19 protein-coding genes and 1 pseudogene are annotated in these 19,243 nt (G+C 53.4%); 3 read left to right on the top strand and 17 right to left on the bottom strand.

Features of this window, described 5'->3' with window-relative positions; genetic code table 11:
- Window positions 1-2: 2 nt before the first annotated feature.
- The 3 genes from tnpC to tnpA are packed head-to-tail and all read right to left on the bottom strand — an operon-like array spanning window position 3 to window position 2,368.
- Window positions 3-1,637, bottom strand: coding sequence for an IS66 family transposase (gene tnpC / locus ACXUPB_RS11315; RefSeq protein ID WP_035565164.1), 1,635 nt, complete (start codon window positions 1,635-1,637; stop codon window positions 3-5).
- 45 nt (window positions 1,638-1,682) lie between these two features.
- On the bottom strand, window positions 1,683-2,051 hold the full coding sequence (tnpB, locus tag ACXUPB_RS11310; protein ID WP_035565167.1) for an IS66 family insertion sequence element accessory protein TnpB: 369 nt from the start codon (window positions 2,049-2,051) through the stop codon (window positions 1,683-1,685).
- On the bottom strand, window positions 2,051-2,368 hold the full coding sequence (tnpA, locus tag ACXUPB_RS11305; protein WP_035565170.1) for an IS66 family insertion sequence element accessory protein TnpA: 318 nt from the start codon (window positions 2,366-2,368) through the stop codon (window positions 2,051-2,053). The genes tnpB and tnpA overlap by 1 nt, the downstream gene beginning before the upstream one ends.
- A 425-nt stretch (window positions 2,369-2,793) precedes the next feature.
- On the opposite strand from tnpA, the gene ACXUPB_RS11300 reads away from it, so the two are divergent.
- Window positions 2,794-3,276: a hypothetical protein gene (locus tag ACXUPB_RS11300; protein ID WP_472952458.1), complete on the top strand. Its 483-nt coding sequence runs from the start codon at window positions 2,794-2,796 to the stop codon at window positions 3,274-3,276.
- A gap of 44 nt (window positions 3,277-3,320) precedes the next feature.
- On the opposite strand, the gene ACXUPB_RS11295 is transcribed toward ACXUPB_RS11300, so the two are convergent.
- The 11 genes and pseudogenes from ACXUPB_RS11295 to ACXUPB_RS11245 form a co-directional block, all read right to left on the bottom strand.
- Entirely contained in the window at window positions 3,321-3,668 is a 348-nt protein-coding gene (locus tag ACXUPB_RS11295) for a carboxymuconolactone decarboxylase family protein (protein WP_179915082.1), read from the bottom strand.
- Window positions 3,669-3,703: 35 nt separating this feature from the next.
- A pseudogene (locus tag ACXUPB_RS11290) lies at window positions 3,704-4,320 on the bottom strand (cytochrome d ubiquinol oxidase subunit II); the annotation flags it as partial.
- An 85-nt stretch (window positions 4,321-4,405) separates the two neighbouring features.
- Window positions 4,406-4,747, bottom strand: a complete 342-nt coding sequence (locus ACXUPB_RS11285) for a DUF5368 family protein (protein ID WP_035558047.1) — start codon at window positions 4,745-4,747, stop codon at window positions 4,406-4,408.
- Between the two features lie 11 nt (window positions 4,748-4,758).
- Entirely contained in the window at window positions 4,759-6,141 is a 1,383-nt protein-coding gene (locus tag ACXUPB_RS11280) for an NAD(P)/FAD-dependent oxidoreductase (RefSeq protein WP_339935273.1), read from the bottom strand.
- A 234-nt stretch (window positions 6,142-6,375) separates the two neighbouring features.
- Window positions 6,376-9,471, bottom strand: coding sequence for a molybdopterin dinucleotide binding domain-containing protein (locus ACXUPB_RS11275; RefSeq protein WP_472952454.1), 3,096 nt, complete (start codon window positions 9,469-9,471; stop codon window positions 6,376-6,378).
- Complete coding sequence (gene nrfD / locus ACXUPB_RS11270; protein WP_035558056.1) at window positions 9,464-10,693, bottom strand: NrfD/PsrC family molybdoenzyme membrane anchor subunit; 1,230 nt, start codon at window positions 10,691-10,693, stop codon at window positions 9,464-9,466. The genes ACXUPB_RS11275 and nrfD overlap by 8 nt, the downstream gene beginning before the upstream one ends.
- Entirely contained in the window at window positions 10,677-11,453 is a 777-nt protein-coding gene (dsrO, locus tag ACXUPB_RS11265) for a sulfate reduction electron transfer complex DsrMKJOP subunit DsrO (RefSeq protein WP_472952451.1), read from the bottom strand. The genes nrfD and dsrO overlap by 17 nt, the downstream gene beginning before the upstream one ends.
- A 292-nt stretch (window positions 11,454-11,745) precedes the next feature.
- Complete coding sequence (locus ACXUPB_RS11260; RefSeq protein WP_472952449.1) at window positions 11,746-11,934, bottom strand: YgaP family membrane protein; 189 nt, start codon at window positions 11,932-11,934, stop codon at window positions 11,746-11,748.
- 73 nt (window positions 11,935-12,007) lie between these two features.
- Window positions 12,008-12,451 (bottom strand): DsrE family protein, encoded by a 444-nt coding sequence (locus ACXUPB_RS11255; RefSeq protein WP_472952446.1) that lies wholly within the window; start codon window positions 12,449-12,451, stop codon window positions 12,008-12,010.
- Between the two features lie 70 nt (window positions 12,452-12,521).
- Window positions 12,522-13,112 carry a rhodanese-like domain-containing protein gene (locus ACXUPB_RS11250; protein ID WP_472952444.1) on the bottom strand — a complete coding sequence of 197 codons (591 nt, stop codon included), beginning with the start codon at window positions 13,110-13,112 and terminating at the stop codon, window positions 12,522-12,524.
- 452 nt (window positions 13,113-13,564) lie between these two features.
- Window positions 13,565-14,050 (bottom strand): Lrp/AsnC family transcriptional regulator, encoded by a 486-nt coding sequence (locus ACXUPB_RS11245; protein ID WP_472952442.1) that lies wholly within the window; start codon window positions 14,048-14,050, stop codon window positions 13,565-13,567.
- Window positions 14,051-14,192: 142 nt separating this feature from the next.
- On the opposite strand from ACXUPB_RS11245, the gene ACXUPB_RS11240 reads away from it, so the two are divergent.
- On the top strand, window positions 14,193-14,540 hold the full coding sequence (locus tag ACXUPB_RS11240) for a LysE family translocator (protein ID WP_472952440.1): 348 nt from the start codon (window positions 14,193-14,195) through the stop codon (window positions 14,538-14,540).
- Here ACXUPB_RS11240 and ACXUPB_RS11235 read toward each other — a convergent pair.
- Window positions 14,508-15,500 carry an IS30 family transposase gene (locus ACXUPB_RS11235; protein ID WP_281662031.1) on the bottom strand — a complete coding sequence of 331 codons (993 nt, stop codon included), beginning with the start codon at window positions 15,498-15,500 and terminating at the stop codon, window positions 14,508-14,510. The two genes, ACXUPB_RS11240 and ACXUPB_RS11235, sit on opposite strands and share 33 nt — an antisense overlap.
- A gap of 75 nt (window positions 15,501-15,575) precedes the next feature.
- Here ACXUPB_RS11235 and ACXUPB_RS11230 point away from each other — a divergent pair, with 75 nt between their 5' ends.
- Window positions 15,576-15,908, top strand: a complete 333-nt coding sequence (locus ACXUPB_RS11230) for a LysE family translocator (protein WP_472952437.1) — start codon at window positions 15,576-15,578, stop codon at window positions 15,906-15,908.
- Between the two features lie 105 nt (window positions 15,909-16,013).
- Here the strand turns inward: ACXUPB_RS11230 and ACXUPB_RS11225 are convergent, their stop codons facing one another.
- Window positions 16,014-17,480: a dihydrolipoyl dehydrogenase gene (locus ACXUPB_RS11225; protein ID WP_472952436.1), complete on the bottom strand. Its 1,467-nt coding sequence runs from the start codon at window positions 17,478-17,480 to the stop codon at window positions 16,014-16,016.
- Window positions 17,456-19,237: a SulP family inorganic anion transporter gene (locus tag ACXUPB_RS11220; protein ID WP_472952433.1), complete on the bottom strand. Its 1,782-nt coding sequence runs from the start codon at window positions 19,235-19,237 to the stop codon at window positions 17,456-17,458. Before ACXUPB_RS11220 ends, ACXUPB_RS11225 begins: the two co-directional genes overlap by 25 nt.
- Window positions 19,238-19,243 lie beyond the last annotated feature (6 nt).

The raw sequence follows: 19,243 nt of genomic DNA, 5'->3' as shown, positions 1-19,243 counted from the left end.
CCCTAACCGTATTGAGCCACATTTTTTAAAGCTGGCAGCTCTGCATTCCAGGGTAAGAGCGTTTCGAGTTGTTCGAGGGTAACTGCATCGGCGATGTGCGTCAGCACATGATGGATGTAAGCCGACGGCTCCAGTCCGTTGGCCTTGGCCGTTTCGATCAGCGAGTAACAGGTGGCGCTGGCTTTCGCGCCCTGCGAGGTATCGGCGAACAGCCAGGCTTTTCTTCCCAGAGCGAACGGGCGGATGGCATTCTCGGCACCCGCGTTGCTGATTTTCAGGTCGCCACGTTCACAGTAGCCCACCAGGGTATCCCACTGGTTCAGGGTGTAATCCATCGCCTTGCGGGTGAGCGAGCCCTTCAGTACTTTGCTGGTGTTTTTATCCAGCCAGGCCTTGAAGGCATTCAGCAGCGGCAGGCTTTTTTCCTGGCGCACGCGATAGCGCTCGGCGTCGCTCAGTTCGTTCGCGGCTTTCTCGACGGCGTACAGTTTGCGGATGTGGCTGAGGGCCACATCGGCTTTCGATGGCTGGCCTTTTTTGCCCTTGGCTGGCGCGGCCCGGGAGGCTTCCACGAACTTGCGTCGGGCATGGTCCCAACAACCGATGCGGGTCAGGCCGTTTTCACGGCAGACTTGTCCATAGCCGGAATAGCCATCGGCTTGCAGGATGCCCTGGAAGTCATCCAGCAGGCGCACCGGCACCTTGCCACCTCGTGATGGATCATACTCGAACAGCACCGAGGGTTTTCCCGGTGGACCACCCCGGGTCACCCACATCCACTTGTCCGATTGGGCTTTTTTGCCATCCTCCTTGAGCACCTGGATCCGGGTTTCATCGGCCTGCAGGTAGTCACTGCCGTTCTGGGTTTCACGTATCAGGGTCATCAGCGGTTTGAACACGTCGTTCAGGCGGATGATCCAGTGGGCCATGCTGGTGCGGCTCAGGTCATGACCCAGGCGCTTGAACATCTGCTCCTGCCGGTACAGTGGCAGGCCATCGGCGTACTTGGAGGTGATCAGGTAAGCCAGTAGTGACGGTGTGGCAATGCACTTGCCCAGTGGGTGCTTGGACCGGGCGGCCGCAATGACATGCTCTTGGCCGTCTTGTTCGAACACCGCCTTTTCCTGCCAGTACTCCAGGACTTTCAGTTGGGCCGGGATATACTCCAGCTCTTCTTTCACTTTGGTGAAGAAGGTCTTGCTGGCGCCGGCTTTCTCGTCGTCGCTGAGGGTCAGCTCAATACGCTCACGCAAAAGCGTGTCGGAGAAGCCGCGTTGGCGGCGCTTGCGGGAGCGAGGCGGCGCATCGGCTTCTTCCACATCGTCAGGGAGTTCGTCGCGTAGTTCGTCAATCGCCACTTCCAGCTCGGCTTCATCGAACAACACGATCTGGTTGGGCTGTTTTTCACTGCTTGCGGCGAACTGCTGGATCTTCTTGTGACGCAGCAGCTCTTCGAGAATGGCGATGTAATTGTCGCGACGCCGGAGGGCCTCATCATGCTGCTGCAACTGACTCTGCAGAGCCGCTTCTTTCGCGGCCAGTTGTTCCTGCAAATCGTTGATAACCGCCGCCATTTCAGCGGGCGAGAGACCGCTGAAATCGGGTGTTTTGGGCGTGTTATCAGGCATTGTTTTCATGGCGAAATGATAGCAAAAACAACGCCCTGACACACTTAAAAAGTGCTACCCAACGCTCTCATAATGCAGGGTTTTATGGCCCTGCAGCAGGGTGATGTCGTAGCCGTCCAGCAACCAGTTGATCTGCTCGCCGTTCAGCGGCATCAGCTCATCCGACGGGCCCGGCCATTTAAATTTTTCCTCGGCCAGAGACTTGTAGTAAAGCACAAAGCCGTTGTCTTCCCACATCAGACACTTAATCTTGTTGCGCTGCCGGTTGGTGAACGCATAAAGCGCGCCGGAGAACGGGCTGTGCCCCAGCTCCTGCTCGACAATCAGCGCCAGCCCATTGGCCTGCTTGCGGAAATCGACAGGCTGTCGATACAGGTATATCTCCGGCAGGTCCCAGGAGGGGCGCAGATAGCGGTGGCGCATTACAGTTGCCTCAGCACGGCACCGAGCAACTCCACATTGCCAGCGTGCAGGCCGGTGATCGAGACGCCGCCGGGCAATGACACCGTTAATCCTTCTGACGACTCCGGACCAGGCACTGCCGATACCTTGGCAAACCCAGGCGACGACACGGGTTGCTCCGGAACCGCTGTCTCCGGTTCGGCCAGCTTTTTGCGCCAGTAAACAAAGCGGCAATAAGTCAGTGATTGCTGCTGGCAGTAGGCCATGCCGGACAAACCCGACGCCTGCCAGTCCTCGATATGCTGCTGCCAGAGACGTTTGCGTTCGGCGTGTGTCATGCTGATTCCTCCTGGTGTTTATGAGGAAATCAGTGTGGGCAATTTCAGGGCGTGGCTGTAGGTGCCGATTTATGGGCGCTTACGTTGATCCTGGTATTCACCAGTCTTAACAGCAATGTCGCGTAATTTTTGAGCCATGTGGCCTCCAAATAAAAAGGGCCTGAAGGCCCTACGTGGTTGTGTGCTGCTTATTAAGGCTGGAAGGTGCCCAGCAGGCACTCACTCTCTGTCCAGCCGCCCGTGACAAGCTTGGCGAACTCGGCGGCGATCTCTTCTTTAGCGGCGTCGCTATGATTCTTGTGAGGGAAATTTGGTTTTAAGGTGAATGTCGACTAATTTTAATGAGACGGTAAGTTTTTAGGCAAAATTGTAGGAATAATTTCGCCTTTCTTCGAAAAAAACATCTTTATTCTAAGGAGGATGCTGTGAATAAGTCTTTGTATCTCCCTCTTGCATTCGTGCTTTCTGGTTGCTCTACCCACTCTGAATTTTCTAAAACCGGAGCTGGGGTGATGGCTTGGAAGAACGATCTATCTGCTGCACTTGTGGTTCCTGGTGATAGCACCAAGGCATGTATGCAAGCTGCACTTAGCATGAATAATTTAAGTTCAAACACATCCGCGAGCCTTTCTGGAGCCATGTTGCAGGAGATGAGGGAAAACCCTGGTAATTTAACATCAGCTGATATTGCAAGATTTAGTTCTGTAATATCTCAAACAGCCAAGGAGCTGAATGTGTCAACTGAGCGTACGACATTCTTGTCGATTGGTGCTTTGTATCTTTGCCAGTATCAAGCAAATGGCATGTCAGCAGCAGCTGTTGAGAGAGTTGCAAAGCACTTGATATCTGAAGCAGCAGCCATCAGTACTGATGATAAGGAGCAGACTGTAGGTAAATCTTTAGACTAGTCACATCGCTAGGGTGTGATGGTGGGGACGCATGACAAGGCCGCTTAGTCTTGACTGGCGAAACTATCGAACGCCTCAAGGGCTTGGGCAGCATAGGTGAAAGCTGGCCCACCGCCCATATACATACAAACGCCTAGCATCTCCATCACTTCTTCGCGTGTTGCTCCAAGCTCCGCAACAGCTTTTGCGTGGAACGCAATGCACCCATCGCAACGCACGCTAATACCAATTGCTAACGCCATCAATTCTTTGTATTTGTGTGAAAGGACACCGTCTTTATTCGCCCCCTTAGCCATTTGGTTAAAGCCTTTGGCAACATCGGGAATGTCTTTGCCGATATCCTGCATTAGTGCCGAAAGGTCTTGGGTCGTTTTTTGCCAATCTTTATGCATAGCGCTCTCCTTAAAGTGAACTGAGGGTAGTCAGATCAGTGATAGCCTTCTCCCACTTTGACCTTACCGCGAAACACCCAGTAGAACCATGCGGTGTAGGCCAGCACAATGGGAATAACACACAGAAAGCCTATCAACAGAAACAGCTGGGATTCCGGTGCAGAAGAGGCATCCCAAATGGTGTAGTTAGGCGGCACAATCACGGGCCACTTACTTGCAATTAGCCCAAGGTAGGTAAACAGGAAGATGCCAAGAGACATGACGAAAGCGAGGCCTTCATCTTGGCGCTTCATCGTTCGGTAAGCCATGCTTGAGCACACTAAGGTCAGCAGGGGAAAGACCCAAATAAGCTGGAACTGTTCCAGCCAGCGACTATATACCTCAGGGCTAACAAGTGGTGTCCAGGTGCTCACCATGGCAAACACGACCAGTACTGCTAACAACAACTTTGGTGTAATCGCATAGGCCCATTGCTGTACATGCCCCTCTGTTTTCATAATGAGCCAGGGAGAGCATAGCCTGCCATCAGCCCTAACCCTGTTAGCACTGTGAAAGGCGTTAACCAGTCGAGCGCACCGCCGACATAGCGAAAATCTTCAACGGCAAACCTCTGGATGTAGGCACCTACAACAGCTCCCTGTGCACATGAGGCGCGAAGGGACGGTGCATCACTCTTATATGAGCCGTTTGACTGGGGTTAGCAAACGCTAATCCTTCACGTGCTGTCATTGGTAAGGTCATTCCTTGTCCCGAAAGCTAATCAAATAGCTCAAGGGATGCAAGATGATAAATGCCATAACACTCGTGGCAGCAGCAGCACCTAGCAGCGCTATCCAGTCAAATACTGTTGCTACATAGCCAAGCGTCGAGTGAGTGAGCCAAGGAATCCAGAGTATGGCTGTTAGCCCGATTAATAGGGCTAATAGGTTGGTGAGACGGCTACGGTGGTGAGTGATCTTATAGCCGCGTCGATAAGTGAGCAGGTGCAGGGCGATGATAATGATTAATCCCATTATGAGCAGCCACCTAAAGGGTGCTAAGGCGTACATCAATATGGTCAGCATACCGTTAATGGACATGTCAGCTCTCCTTATGCTTTGCCTTCAAGCACAGCATAGTAAGCGGGTTGAAGCATGCGGTCTTTCATTACCCATACGGCCCAGGACTCTTCAGTGGGATCAATAAAAGGGAATGAAGGCATAAATGCGAAGTTATCGGCGTAACCAAACTCTACCAGCATGGCCTTGCCTATGCCGGTAATCATGGGGCACGAGGTATAACCGCTATGGCTTGCAGGAAGCGCATTCCCTTGCATCACGGCAAGTAGGTTCTCTTCGACTACCGGTGCTTGCGCTTTAACGCTGGCGGCTGTTTTATTAATTGGGGCACCAATCACATCGCCAATGCCAAATACCTCGGGGTAACGGTTGTGCTGCAGCGTGTGGATATCAACATCTAACCACTCGCCCCTAAACGGACCGTCTTGTGCGATGAGAGCACTCTGTTTGACAAAATCATGGGCACTCATGGGAGGCACGACATGAAGAAAGTCGTAGTCTGCGATGACTGTTGGCTGGTCATCGCGTCTGAATTCAGCTTCTCGAAGTTGGTGGTGGGATGTGAACTCGCTTTCAGGCCCTACAAAAGCAAATTCAGCCTGTTTGGCTTGAGGGTCAATGGCGGAGAGTCGATAGTGGTGACGTCGGTTAACGCCTTGGCTATCAAAGCGCTGCTTAACGAACTCATCGACCCAGGGTTGAGAGAAAAGACTAGCGCCGGGAGCCATATAGTCCACATCAAAAGCGTCACGTCGCCCGGTGTCTTCTAAACGACTTAGTGTTGTGAATGTCATTTTTAGCGGTGCCCCGGCGCACTTTACGGGTGTTGGGGCCGCGGTAAATATTCCTCTTCCATGACCGCTCTGGAGCCACGTTTGAATGGCCTGGTTAGTGCGTGATGCTCCCTCGATACCTGCATACACACTGCCAATCCCGTGCTGCCCCACCAACGCTGGTGTCATACCATCGATCAAGTGGTAATTGAGCTGAATGCCGGAGGCCACAATTAAGAAATCGTATTCCAGCGTTTCGCCACTGACGAGAGTTATACGCTTGCTGTCAGCATCAATGCTGTCTGCGTAGTCACGCAACCATTTGACTCCTCGTGGAAGAAACTGTGCATTAAGGCGCGTTGTTCTTTCTGCCGCCCATATCCCAGAAGCTACCATTGTCCAGCCCGGTTGGTAGTGGTGAGTTTCGCGAGGTTCCACGAGTGTGATAGTTCCTCCCCGTAGGCGTCTGGCGAGTCGGTTCACCATTGCCATGCCTGCTGCACCGCCACCAACAATCACGATATGTGCTTGTGTTCGCAGAGTGCTAGCAGATAACCCGCTGAACGGTAGTAAGCTACCCACACTCAGCCCAGAGCCAACTTTCAATAACTCTCTTCGTGTTAATAACGGTGATTTTTGCATGAAAGACTCCTTCAGCGTGGGATAGTATATGTCTTTTGGGAATATTCTTATTCAATTATTTTCTTTTTGCGTAAGAAAGCCATAAACATTTTGTCTTACTTAACAGAAATGCCCTTTATAAAAAGTCAGAAGTAAAGTTTGAAAATGTATCAATGATCTGCATCACTCATTCGTTAGGAAGCTCTGCAGTAATTCCCACCGAATGATCCATCAGCTCTGAAAAACGATTCTCAGCTAAACTCGACTAACCCTTACCGGCAAACCCTGGCGCACGCTGGCCCCGCTGATGGGCTCAAGCCAAGTGCCATCCACATTCCTCGTGGGGTCCTTAAAGCCTAGATCGTTGATATTGATACCCGCGCGCATCCAAGGCATATCCGGTTGAGATTCACCGTCGATAATATGTGGCGTTGCGCCTAAATCCCGGTGGCCATAGCCGTGCTCAATGCCCAAGGCACCAGGTATTACGCTTTCACTGACTAGCGCCAACCCGACTACGCTTCCGCCAGGGCTTTCTATGCGAATGGTATCGCCGTGCTGGATACCAAAGCGCTCTGCGTCTTGGCGGTGCATCTGTATCGGGTTGTAAGGCTTGATCATACGCAGCCGCTCACTGCCGATAGCGTAAGAGTTCATCAGGTTGGATTTGAACGAGAACGCCAACAGCGGCCACTCTTGCTCCGAAAACACCTCGCGCATGGGTTGCTTGTTCGCCATCTGAGGCAGCTTATGGCAGGGGACGCCGCTATTGGGCAGGCCATTAGTGGTATCAATGCTGGTGCCGACTGATTCGTTGTAAACACATAGCGTTTGCTTCCACTGGTATTTCAATTTTTCACCGATGAAGTGCTCGCTGGCATCTTCAAAGCGTCCACCCCGGGCATAGAGATAGGCGACTCGAGCGCGTTCATCAGTTTTTAGCGTTCGTGCGATTTTAGGCACCAGTGGGGCAATGCCTCCATGGGCAACATCAGCATCGTCGGCTTCTGGCAATGGTTCTTCTTGAAAAGCGATATTGGCCGCGGCCCGCAGATAATAATCCTCTGCGCGATTGAGCGGGTGCAGATTGCCCTGGGCATCGGGAATTGCGTTGTCGCCAAAGCCGGGCAGGCCAAGCCGTTTGGCCACAGCGATAAAAAAGCTGTCCATAGACACCGGTTCGCCCTCAGCGGTTTTTTGCTGGCGCGGCTCCACCACGGGCCAGCAGGCGGTGGTCAGCTTGCCTAGGGTGCCTTTCCACGCGCCCGTAAAGCCCCAGACCTCGTACATCACGGAATCAGGCACAATGTAGTCGGCGTAGCGGTTGGTTTCATTGATAAAGCCATCCACGGCAACAAAGAGTCCCAGCCGTTTGGGGTCTTTCAGCTTATCGACAATGACGCCTTTTAGGCCAGCCTGACCGTAAATCGGGTTAGCCATACAGCCAATCACCGCTTTGATGGGGTAAGGATAGCCATCTAGTGCCGAGGGTAGGTGCTCTGTGAGCGTCGGCGGCGCCAGCGAGCGCCACGGCGCTCTAGCCGGGTAAGGGTTTTCGCCTGCGGCGACTTTGCGCTGATACTCGGAAGACTTTTCGTAGGGGAAGCGCGAGCGGGATAGAAATACCCCCTGCGGCGCGCGCTTACCAGGAAAGTTGGCTAAATCGTAGCGTGGGCCCTCGCCGGTACCGCTGTAAGTGCCACCGCCCACGGCGCTGCCACCCTTCATGTTGTAGTTGCCCGCCAGTAGGTTCAGCATTTGCACGCTAAACGCGGCATAGAAACCGTTACCCGACATCATGCCGCCGTGACAGTTAACCGCGGCTTTCCTGCCATGGCTGGCATAGCGGCTGGCCAATTCAATAATCGTCGCCTTTGGAATGCCACAATGTTCTGCGTAGGTGTCTAGGTCGTACTCGTGGGCAGATTCGCTTAGCAACGTCAGGCTGCTTTTGACGGTCACGGTGGTGCCATCGGCAAGCTCAACCGGACGTTCGGCAAAGAGCTCGGCGGTCATCACCTCTTCGCTTAGCGCGAGTTCGCCATTGGCCACTACCACCGGCGAGTCAGCATCGCTACCCGCTTCCGCTAGGCCCAGGTCGCTGGCGCGAAGAAAATAACCTCTGCGCGGGTGTTCATAAGTGTCAATTACCAAATGAGTGGCGTTGGAGTGGGTGGTTTCGCCCGCTGCATCGGCGGCGGCTTTGCCGGGCAGGGCTAGGAAGTTGCTAGCATAGCCCTGGTTGTCAAGTAGCCACTGAATGATTGCCATGGCAAAAGCGCTGTCTGTCCCAGGACGAATAGGCACCCAGCGGTTGTTGTCGGCTGCGTGGGAGGTGGCGGCATTGAGCGCTGGGTCGACCACTACGTACTCCAACGTACCGGCTGCACGGGCTTGGGCAATCAAACGGCCTTGGCGCTTAAACGGGTTGCCCGCTTGGCTGGGCGCACAGCCGATATACATGATAAAACGTGCGTTTTGGATATCCGGCTTAACGTGGGCGTTGGTGACGATATTGTTCATCACCGCGCCAGATCCCATACGGAAAGCCAACCCGCAGTAAGCGCCATGGTGACCATAATTGCGGGTAGCAAAGGCATTGAGGGTAAAGCGCTTGAGTAGATCTGAGCGCCCGTAGTCAGTGGCTTCCATCACCATTAATTGGTTGGCCTTGGGGCCATATTCAGGGTTATCAGGGTCGATCAGGGTGTCGTGATCGCGAATATCGCGCAGTCCATCAACGTGGCCTTCGTTAAACAGGTCGCCGCCTTCGCAGATTTCTTCAATGAGTTGCTCAAAGGAGATTTTCTGCCATTGACGGCTACCACGTTTGCCTACTCGTTTTAAACAGTGGTCGACACGGAAAGGGTTGGTAATTTGGCTCATCATGGCGTTGCCACGGGCGCAGGCGGTGGAGCGGTTTGTCTGGCCCTGTTCGCCATAGGCGCTAACACTGCGCAGTGCATCCGCCACCGGTGTACGCATGGGTAAATGGTCGTCGGTGGACAGCGGGTGGTAGGGATTGCCTGATACCCGCAGTACTTCGCCAAGGGCGTCATCGACCCTAACTCTCACGCCGCACCGTGTGGTACAGCCGTAGCAAATAGTGAAGGCGACTCGCTGGCCGGGGGTTAAGGTGAGTTCGCCAGTGTCTAAATCGACTCGATATTCTGGGGTCAGCGAGTTGCCATGAATATGGTGCCTGGGTTTTTCACCCGCGCTACCGGTAATGCCCTTAGCCATTTTTGCCAAAGGGTCGGCATAGCCCACGGCAAAAGTGGCTGCACCACCGGCGACGGCAGCGCCTTTTAGAAAACGGCGGCGTGACGGGTCTTGAGCAGACTTAGACATGACTAGACGCTCCTTTTTTCGCGGTGAGAGAATGAGTAGAAGCATCTTGGGTAGCGTGAGTGGGCGTTGCTATAAGGCCGCCCTGTTGGGCCTGCCGCCAGGGAATAAACAGTTCAATCAGTAGAATAGCGGCGAGCCAGAGGCCGAAGGTGCCAACAATGCCTAAAATACCGGAAGAGCCCGCGGGAATGCCGTAGTGATGAAAGCCTGCGCTGTTGCGGGCCACATGCTGAACATCCATCAGCACCACCCAGCGGAACATCCAGCCCATGTGTATGGCTACGAGGCCTAACAACCATGCCCAGGCAAACAGTGCTGGCTGGTTAGAGGTTAGGACACCGCGCGCGTGCTTCTGGCGCAGGGTAGGGCGAGTCAGTAAAAACAACACGGCGGCAAAGAGCGCTAAGCCGGTAATCCCTCCCCATAGGGCGGTATTGCGCCACGAGTCGCTATGACGCACGGATTCCAATGCGGCGGCAACAGAGCCTACGTGGGCATTCACGCCATCCAAAAACCAGCTAATTGCAACCAAGCCTGCTAGTGCACAGGTCACTAGCAGCACATACAGCATCTGTCGTATAGCGGTTTGCGAACAAAGCCCACTAACCCGGTTCAGCACTAATACCAGCCCGGAGGCGGCGATAAACCCCGTGGTCGCCAGCATAGGCGGTAGCCATACGGTGTTCCAAAGCGGGCGGGCTTTTACGATTGCAAGCTCCGCACCGGTGTAAAGCATAATGCCGCTGGAAAGCCCCAGCGCAGCCAGACCTACCACGGCGACCAGTGCTCGTGGCGTTATGCCACTGCCCAGTGAAAGCCAGGTAGCTAGCATGCCGCTGAGTCCTGGTGCGCTGCGCTGCGCCTGCAGCGCGGGCCGCCATGCCAGCCAAGCAAGGCCAAGCACGCTAACCAAATAAAGCGGCAGAACAACGCTGCCAATCGACATCCACGAGTGGCTATTGGCGTAAGCGTAGAAGTGCCAGAACCGCAGCGGCTGGTGCAAATCCGCGAGTAGCGCAACGGGCGCTACCAGCGTAGTGCTAACGCAAGCGATTAGCGCCAGACGCGCGGTAGGCAGCCAGGCTTTTTTGCCGAATACCAGTGCTGGGGCGGCTAGCCACAGGCTGGCGTAGGAAACCGCAATCATGAAAAAGTACTGCACCGCCCACGGGTACCAGGCGATGTCATAGCGCGGTGCCAGTAGCTCAATGGTGGAATTCATAGCCCATCTCCTGACCGTGGGGGTCGAGTACTTCCAGCGCAACGGGTTCTGCCGTAGGACGCGTGGTGAAGCGCTCATCCATGCCTAGGTAGAACACCTGAGGAAGGGTGTGTTTTTCGGGTTGTAGCACCATCAATGCATCGCGATGTTCGTAAATCATGCGGCTGATTTGGCTTTGAGGATCGCGCATGTCCCCAATCACGCGGGCACCACCTACGCAGCTCTCAACGCAAGCGGGCAATAGACCGACTTCTAGACGATGGGCGCAGAAGGTGCACTTGTCGGCGGTTTGCGTGCGTTGGTTAATAAAGCGAGCATCGTAGGGGCAGGCGTTAACGCAATAGGCACATCCCACGCAGCGGTCACTATCGACCACCACAATGCCATCCTGCTGCTGGTAAGTGGCTTCTACGGGGCAAGCCGGGATGCAGGGCGGGTTTTCACAGTGGTTACACAGCCGGGGCAGCATAAAGGTGGCTAGCTCGCCGCTTTCCTGGTGCTGTACTTCATATTGGGAAACCGTGGTGCGGAATTGGCCCAGTGGTGCAGCGTTTTCGATATGACACGACACCGTACAGGCTTGGCACCCGATGCACTGGCGTAAATCGACAAGCATGCCGTAGCGTTTAGTGGGATCGCCTTCACGGCGGGCAGGTTGCTGATTGATGCCAGCTTGGGCAAGGCTTGAAAACGGTATCAGCGCAGCGCCGGCGCTTAAACGTGCCATTTGACCCAAGAGCGAACGGCGTATTGCGTCCATAGCGCCTCCTTGGCGAATTAAACGGCATTCGCATGGGCGAATGGTCGGAATACGCTTAGGTTACGCCTTTTGTTAAAGGTAAAAATTGATACGTGTCAATGGGTTAGGGTATACCCCCTTAATGCTCCCTTAATGTTAAATGGCTAAGTGTTTGTTCTGTATGCGTAGTTTCATTTAGCATTAAACAATTGAATGGCGACGCGGGTGATTTTTAGCGCACATATATAAAAAAGCGCTTGCGTTAATAAACATGGCAAGCGCAATTTCTATGGTCTTGTTTGCTTAATAGGCACTATTTAGTTTTGCAGGTATTGAAGCCTATTAATTTATAAGCTGGGCAGAAGTTAAATAGCCCGGTGGCTAGCGGCAATACGCCGATCCAGCCCCACACCCCGATAGTGCCTGTTAGGGCCAGTACGATCAGTGCAATCCCAACCAGGATGCGTAAGATTTTATCGATACCACCGACATTGCGACTCATAATTGACTCCTTAATTTAAGTTTGGGTGCTCAAAAACTGTAAACAGGAATGGACGGATCGCGCATCATTTCCGCTATGGGCCAGGTGCCGCCACACCCACGCCTTCAAGAAGGTCGTCTTCTTCGTTTTCGCTGTTGGGCAGGTAAATGGCACACACATCCACGGTGGCGCCATTATCTAAAAGCATATTAAGCATGCCTTCCGGCTTGACTTGGCCTGCCGGGTTGCTCGGTGGCGTGTTGATAGCTTCCGCACTTGTGTATCCCCCGACGGCCAAATCACCAGCAGCATCACAAAGCAGTATATGCAGGTGAGTGCCTTGCTGCTGCATGGCGTTGGATAGAATCATGGCCATGCCTTGGGTCTGCAGTGAGTCGCTAGTAAGGATAACTAAGGCCTGATCTTCAGTTCCGTTTCTGCCATGGCTGTCAGACATTGAGAGACTTGAGAAACCGATAGCAGCAGTAGCAACTGCCAGTGTCAAGATCGTATTGCTGAGCTTATGTGTAATAGTCATGTAGTCACCTCGTTGGTTTTGATCAATATCTTGGCCCTGCTGCTCAAGCAGTGACCCATATATCGGACTGTTAATGGGCAGGGCGCCATGCCACATCGGGGTTGATGTCATAGCTCCACGGAAGACCCGAATTGCGCCAGCCATCCTGCGCTCTTACGCCCTGGGAATTACCCTCCTTGAGCTTTTCACCCTCGAAACCGTCGGTCATGGAATAGACTTCGTTGTATCCCATCTCGGCGATCACATCGGCAGCGGGGGCACTGCGGGTGGCACCGGAGCGACACATGACAATGATCGGATCTTCTTTGTTTACGCCCAGCGCTTCTATTTTGGCTCTTACTTGCTCTTCGAAGTTAGCGTTTTTGACTACTGGCCAAGTCTTCGCGTCTTCATCGAAATTATCGCGCTCGGCTATCACCCAGGGCACATGGATATCGGTGGGCTCGGCGAAGCCAGTAAACTTGATCTCAATGGGGTCGCGTACGTCGATAAGTACAGCACGATCGTTATCTTGCATGAGGTCATGAGCCTCAATGGCCGTGACATAGAGACCTAACGTTGTTTCCCGGTAGGCCTCTACTTCGTCTGCAATAGAGGGTGTGGCTCCTAAGGCCATCGTGATTCCGATGACGGTAGCCATTGGCATTAAAGAACTTTTCATAACTATTTCCTCTAACGTAATAACTTAATTATTATTGTTTGAGAATAGACCTCTTCTCGCTTAAAAACACGAGGCATATGGCCGCAGCTTGATCCATATCAAGCCCATATGATTTTTCGAGGTCGTGAAATGACGTAACGATGAGGGAGTCTTTTTTCTCAACGACAACGACAAGCATTGCCCCATTGTCTAGGCCCCAGAGGAAACAGTTAGCCTTGGTGGATTCAGAAGGAGAAGAAGACTTAAAACAAAGATGGAAGATGACAACTCGGATATCTTAAGGCGTTACTGGCGCACAGTACCCAAATCAAGCGCCGCTGTAGGCTGGCTTTATGCGGCTACTGGTGGCGGGGAAGAGCCAGGCTTTGGCTAATCACCTTTTTATATGGGTACTCGTAGGTTTAGCGTTAAATTGCATCAAACGAGCGCGCCACTATCAACAAGTTTCACAACTAGGGCTTATTGTTGTTAGCTAATGGTAAGGTGCCGTACTCTTTCACCGGCTGGATAGCAAAGTTACTGCGAATATCACTCACCCCGGGTAGGCGAAGCAGTGTCCCCGTTAGAAACGCCTCATAAGCCGCCAAGCTAGGCACCACTACCTGCAGTAAAAAATCAGACTCCCCAGAGACTAAGTGCGCAGTAACGACTTCTGGCAGTTTGACTACTGCCTCACGGAAGGCATTAGCCTGCTCTTCATGGTGACGTTCAACCTTGATACCCACAAACACCGTTAGCTCAAGTCCGACACCTCGCCGATCAAGCTCAGCATGGTAACCACGAATAATACCGCTAGCTTCCAAGCGTCGCACTCGGCGTAAACAGGGAGATGGCGACAAGTTTACTTTCTCCGCGAGTTCCACATTCGTTAAACGGGCATCACCTTGGAGCAATGCAAGAATGCGGCGGTCGATAGCGTCTAACTGACCAATTGGCATGAGTAAGCATTTTCCTATTAACAATTGACACAAAATACCAATAAATATCATTTTTAAAGTCAAAATGGCAAGAAAACGCTCACCCCTTTAAAGGTACCATAGCGCTTGCGAAGACACTATTTGTGGTCTTAAGGAAGCAGCGATGGAAATTGGTCTTTTTATTAGTGCATTAGCCATTGTTTACCTAATTCCTGGTCCCGATATGTTACTTGTGTTGCATACCAGTAGCTCTCAGGGGCGTGGTCATGGGCTAGCCACAGCGCTAGGGCTAGGCATCGCCCGAGGGCTGCATGTGGCATTAGCAGGGTTGGGTCTAGCGGCGCTATTTACCGCCGCCCCGTGGCTATTTGATGTGGTTCGTTACTTGGGCGCAGCTTACCTGGTTTGGGTAGGTGTGCAACTTATCCGTAGTCGGCATAGCGCTGATAGTAATCATCACCAAGCATCACTCCTGAATTCAACTAATAAGTGCAGCACCTGCGGTTTCTAGTGCTCCTGAGTATTCACCTAAGAACACCTGGGCTGGGGTTCGGTATCCCAGCCGCTTCCTTGGTCTATCGTTTAGCTTATTGACGACACTTCGTAGCTCGGCATTGGTCACTTTGCGGAAGTCAGTACCTTTAGGAAAATACTGCCTAATCAGACCATTGGTGTTTTCATTAGTACCACGCTGGCATGAGCGGTACGGGTCGCAGAAATAGGTCTTAGCCGAGACGGCCTTGGCCACTTTCCGGTGCTCAGCGAATTCCGACCCATTATCCAAAGTGATGGTGTGCACTGCCCCTCGGCGTGGTGCCAATAACCGCGTCATCGCCTGAGCCGTTCTAGTGGCGGTGATTGTTGGCAGCCGCGCTGCCAAGAGGTAGCCACTGCGTCTTTCGACCAGGGTCACCAGTCCAGATTCTTTGTGGCCCTTAAGCACCGTATCACCTTCCCAATGTCCGATATAGCGCCGTTCTTCAACCTTGGCAGGGCGCTGCTCAATGCCTACTCGGTGCGGGATTTTGCCTAACCCCGCCCGCTTAGCCAATTGGCGCTGATAGCGCCGATGGCGTGGCAGTCGGAGCCGTTTCCATAATATTCCCCCGTGCTTCTTGTCGTCCCAGATTAACGCATAGATCCACTGATGGCTTACGCAGACCCCGTTGGCATTGGCCATGAAGCCACTGATTTGCTGAGGGCTCCATTCGTCCATCAATTGGTCAGTGACCCAGCGAATCAGGCTGGGCAGCCGTTTCGTCACTTTCCAGGCGGTGCGTCGGCGCTGATCACTTGCCGATTGAGCCTGTTCAGGCGCATAACCACTGGTCAGAGCGTTGCGCTTTATCTCGCGACTAATGGTACTGCTGTGGACGCCAATGGCCTTAGCTATCTTTCGCTGGCTAATGCCGGTCTCAAGATAGGCAAAAATTTGGTATCGTTGGATCTGGGTCAGTTGTCGGTATCCCATGCTCTGCTTCACTTTGGTAGGTAAGGCAGAGAGGGTACCGGCGCTGGCCCACCTGCCTCTACCTTGTAGTCCAAAGTGCTGCGCTTATTCTATGAATCCAGGCTCAAAGGCAGCTATTATCTAGCTTGGCGTCGAGGGCTTCTAACTAATTTGCTGAACCCGAAATCGCTGCTTTTTTGTTCGGTGTTACTGCCCCAATTTATACATACCCAGCAAGGCGCCGTCGCACTTCAGTTCACTTTACTGGGAGCGGTGCTAGTGGGGGTGGGGCTGCTATATGATGTGCTATATGCTTGCCTGGGAGCGCAGATGCAACGCTGGTTTGCCAGCCAGCACAAACGGCAAATATTTCAGCGATGGGTGTTTGGAACGCTGCTTATTGGCTTTGCGCTGCGGTTAGCCGCTTAAAATTGCTATCCTAGTGTAATAAAGCCCCGCAAGCAGACGCAGGACTTGGCCGCCTAGATGAATGAGGCTGATTAGGGAGGGAGGTTAGTTATTTTAGTCATTTCCTTAATCGCCTGGGCCACACTCCATACAGTGCTCAGTAATGGCAGGCCCTTGTTGAAGATTTGCCTGTAAATCGCGCAACCCTGACCTTAAACCCTCTTCAAGTACCGGATGGTAAAAGGGCATAGCGAGCATCTGGCTGACGGTTAGCTTTTGCTCCAGTGCCCAGGCAAGCAAATGGGCTATGTGCTCAACCTGGGGTCCGAATAGCTCCGCGCCTAAAAACTGTCCGCTGCCGTGCTCCGCATATAGCTCGAAATAACCTTTATTTTCCCCCATGACCAGTGCACGGCCTTGATCAGCAAAGGAAACTCCGCCTTCAGCGATGCAGCCACAGCCGCCATAACGAGTGTCTAACGTAGCGCGACTCTCACCCACAATTGCCATCTGGGGTTCGGTAAATACAATCGCCAGGGGGACGTTACGCTGACCCACTTGCACATCATCCAAATGAGCGGCATTTCGACCTGCGATTTTGCCTTCTGTGATGGCTTCGTGCAGTAGCGGTACCGACTGATTTGCATCACCTGCGATAAAAATATGGCTGGGTGTGTTTTGTGTACTTAGGCATTGCAAAGTAAAGCGATTAAATTCAGGTACGCCGTGTTTATTCAGCTTGAGTCCGGCCTGCTCGATGGCTAGCTGATCCACGTTGGGCCGACGCCCTGTTGCGGCAAGGACATACTCGAATGTTTCGGTGAGTTTTTGCCCCCGGTCACGTTCGAAAAACGTAATGGCAACGGCGTTATCGGTCTGTTCAATCTTGTCGAGATTGGCATCAGCATCCAGATACAGCTCGCGATTGAATGTCTCGTCCGCCAGTTGCCGGAGTTTTTCAGATTGAAAAGGCCCAATCGCACCCCCCACGCCAAACGTGCGAGTTTTCACACCTAATCGGCTAAGCGCTTGACCAAGCTCCATGCCAATAACGCCAGGGCCGATCACAGCGACTGATGCAGGCAACGTTTCCCAGTTGAACACGTCATCATTAATGATTAACCGATTGCCAGCGCCTTCCAGCAGTTTTGGCCATGTGGGCCGCGAACCCGTGGCAATGATGATGGCCTCAGCGGTGAGCCGGGTATGCTCATCTATGACCAATGTATGTGGATCAATAAAACGCGCGTGGCCACGCAGCAGGTTGGATTCAGGAATCGTTTTCATCGATTTCATTACATTACTGACGAAGCGATCGCGCTCATGTTTGACTCTTGCCATCACAGCTTCGCCATTGATCACTACCTGATTGACAGTGATACCAAACATCTCCACTTTGCGCGCGTTGTGTGCTGCATTGGCAGCGGCGATGAGTAGCTTAGAGGGCATGCAACCCACGCGGGCGCAGGTCGTGCCATAGGTGCCCGCTTCTATCAGTACTACCTCATCGGTATGCTTGCGTGCGGCGTGCCACGCGCTAAGGCCGGCGCTACCTGCACCAATAATGGCTATCTTGGCGTGTCGCTGTTGCATGACGTTGTCTCCTCTCGTTGTGTTGGCAAGAGTGGTGAGTTGGCTTCGGCGGGATGGGCCAGTGCCTGCCAAGCATCAAAAGTCGTAAAAAACACCTGTCCGGTTAGCTCGCGGCAGAAGTCAGTGTGTTGTAACCGATCCATCACTGGCCCTTTTACTTCCGCTAGGTGCAGCTTGGCGCCTGAATCGTTTAGTCGCGCGTTGATCGCCTCTAAGCTTTCGAGCGCAGACGCATCAATCGCGTTAACTGCTTGGCAAGTCAGCACAATATGCTTAAGCGAGGGTGAGCGGGCGGCCAAGGCCATGACGGTGTCTTCCAAATAACGGGCATTGGCGAAGTATAGGCTTTCATCGATGCGCAGCATCGCAACGTTCTCATCGGTTTCGACCTGATGGCGCTTGACGTTACGAAAGTGCTCGGTGCCCGGCACGCGGCCAATCACCGCGCTGTGGGGCTGGCTGGTACGGTATAGATGCAGCCCAAGCGAGAGCACTACGCCGCTTATAATGCCTAGCTCCACGCTGTGCAGCAGAGTGAGCAGTAGGGTGGCCACCATGGCCAAGCCATCGCTACGGGAGTATTGCCAAGTACGTTTCACCGCCGGTAGGTCAATTAGCGTGCCGACCGCCACAATAATGGTAGCTGCCAGGGTCGCTGTGGGTAAGAATGCCAGTAGGTCGGTTAGCAGTAGTGTGGAAAGCATAATGCCCAGCGCCGTGAATGCTCCGGCCAGCGGTGTTGCCGCGCCTGCTTCAAAGTTGACTACCGAGCGGGAAAACCCGCCAGACACCGGCGAACCGCCGCTGATACCAGCGCCCAGATTAGCCATGCCTAGTGCAATTAACTCTTGATTAGGATCTATACGCTGGCGGCGCTTGGCAGCCAGTGTTTGCGCCACCGATACCGATTCCACAAAGCCCACCAGGCTAATCAGCAGTGCTGCGGGTAATAAGCTAAGCCACAGCGATTGTTCCAGGTTGGGCAGTGCAAGGGCAGGTAGACCGCTGGGTACCGCACCAACTAGTGCTACCCCACGCTGCTCTAGGTTTAGCCCCCAGGCCAGCAATGTGGTGGCAATCACCGCTGAGATCGGAGCGGCTTTCACGATGAGCCCGGCAATGCTGGCAGAAACACCGATAGCCGTCAGCCACGTATTTAACCGCTTGCGGCACACCAGCAGAAAGCTCCACACTCCTAGTCCGATCAGCAGTGTCGTTATATTGACCTGCTGCCATTGGCTCAGTAGCGCCCCCATAAGGTCAATGATGTTATGGCCAGAGGCTTCTACGCCGAGGATATGTCGAAGCTGGCTAATCGCAATGAGTATGCCCGAAGCCGTTATAAATCCCGAAATTACCGGATGGCTCAAGAAATTAACTAAAAAGCCTAGCCGCAGCACACCCATGGCGATCAATATCAGACCTGAAAGCGCCGCCAACACCAACGCTGCCCCAATGTATTCCGGGCTACCAGGGGAAGCAAAATTACTCAGCGCTGAAGCGGTCATTAGTGCCGCTACGGCGACAGGCCCCACCGCTAAGCTAGCGCTGGTACCAAAAATGGCATACAGAACCAGTGGCAGCATGCTGGCATAGAGGCCCATTTCCGGCGGTAGCCCCGCCAAAAGAGCGTAGGCCAGCGCCTGCGGCACCAGCATTAGCGTCACAATTATCGCGGCTAGAGCATCCCGAGAGAGCAGCTTCCGGTTATAGCTGCGTAGCCAGCCGAACAGTGGCACCCAACGCTCAATGCTCATGTGACG

Source organism: Vreelandella sp. DA03-1M (assembly GCF_055725665.1).
Note: the sequence above shows the minus strand (reverse complement) of the source record. Positions and strands in the feature narration are given on the sequence as shown.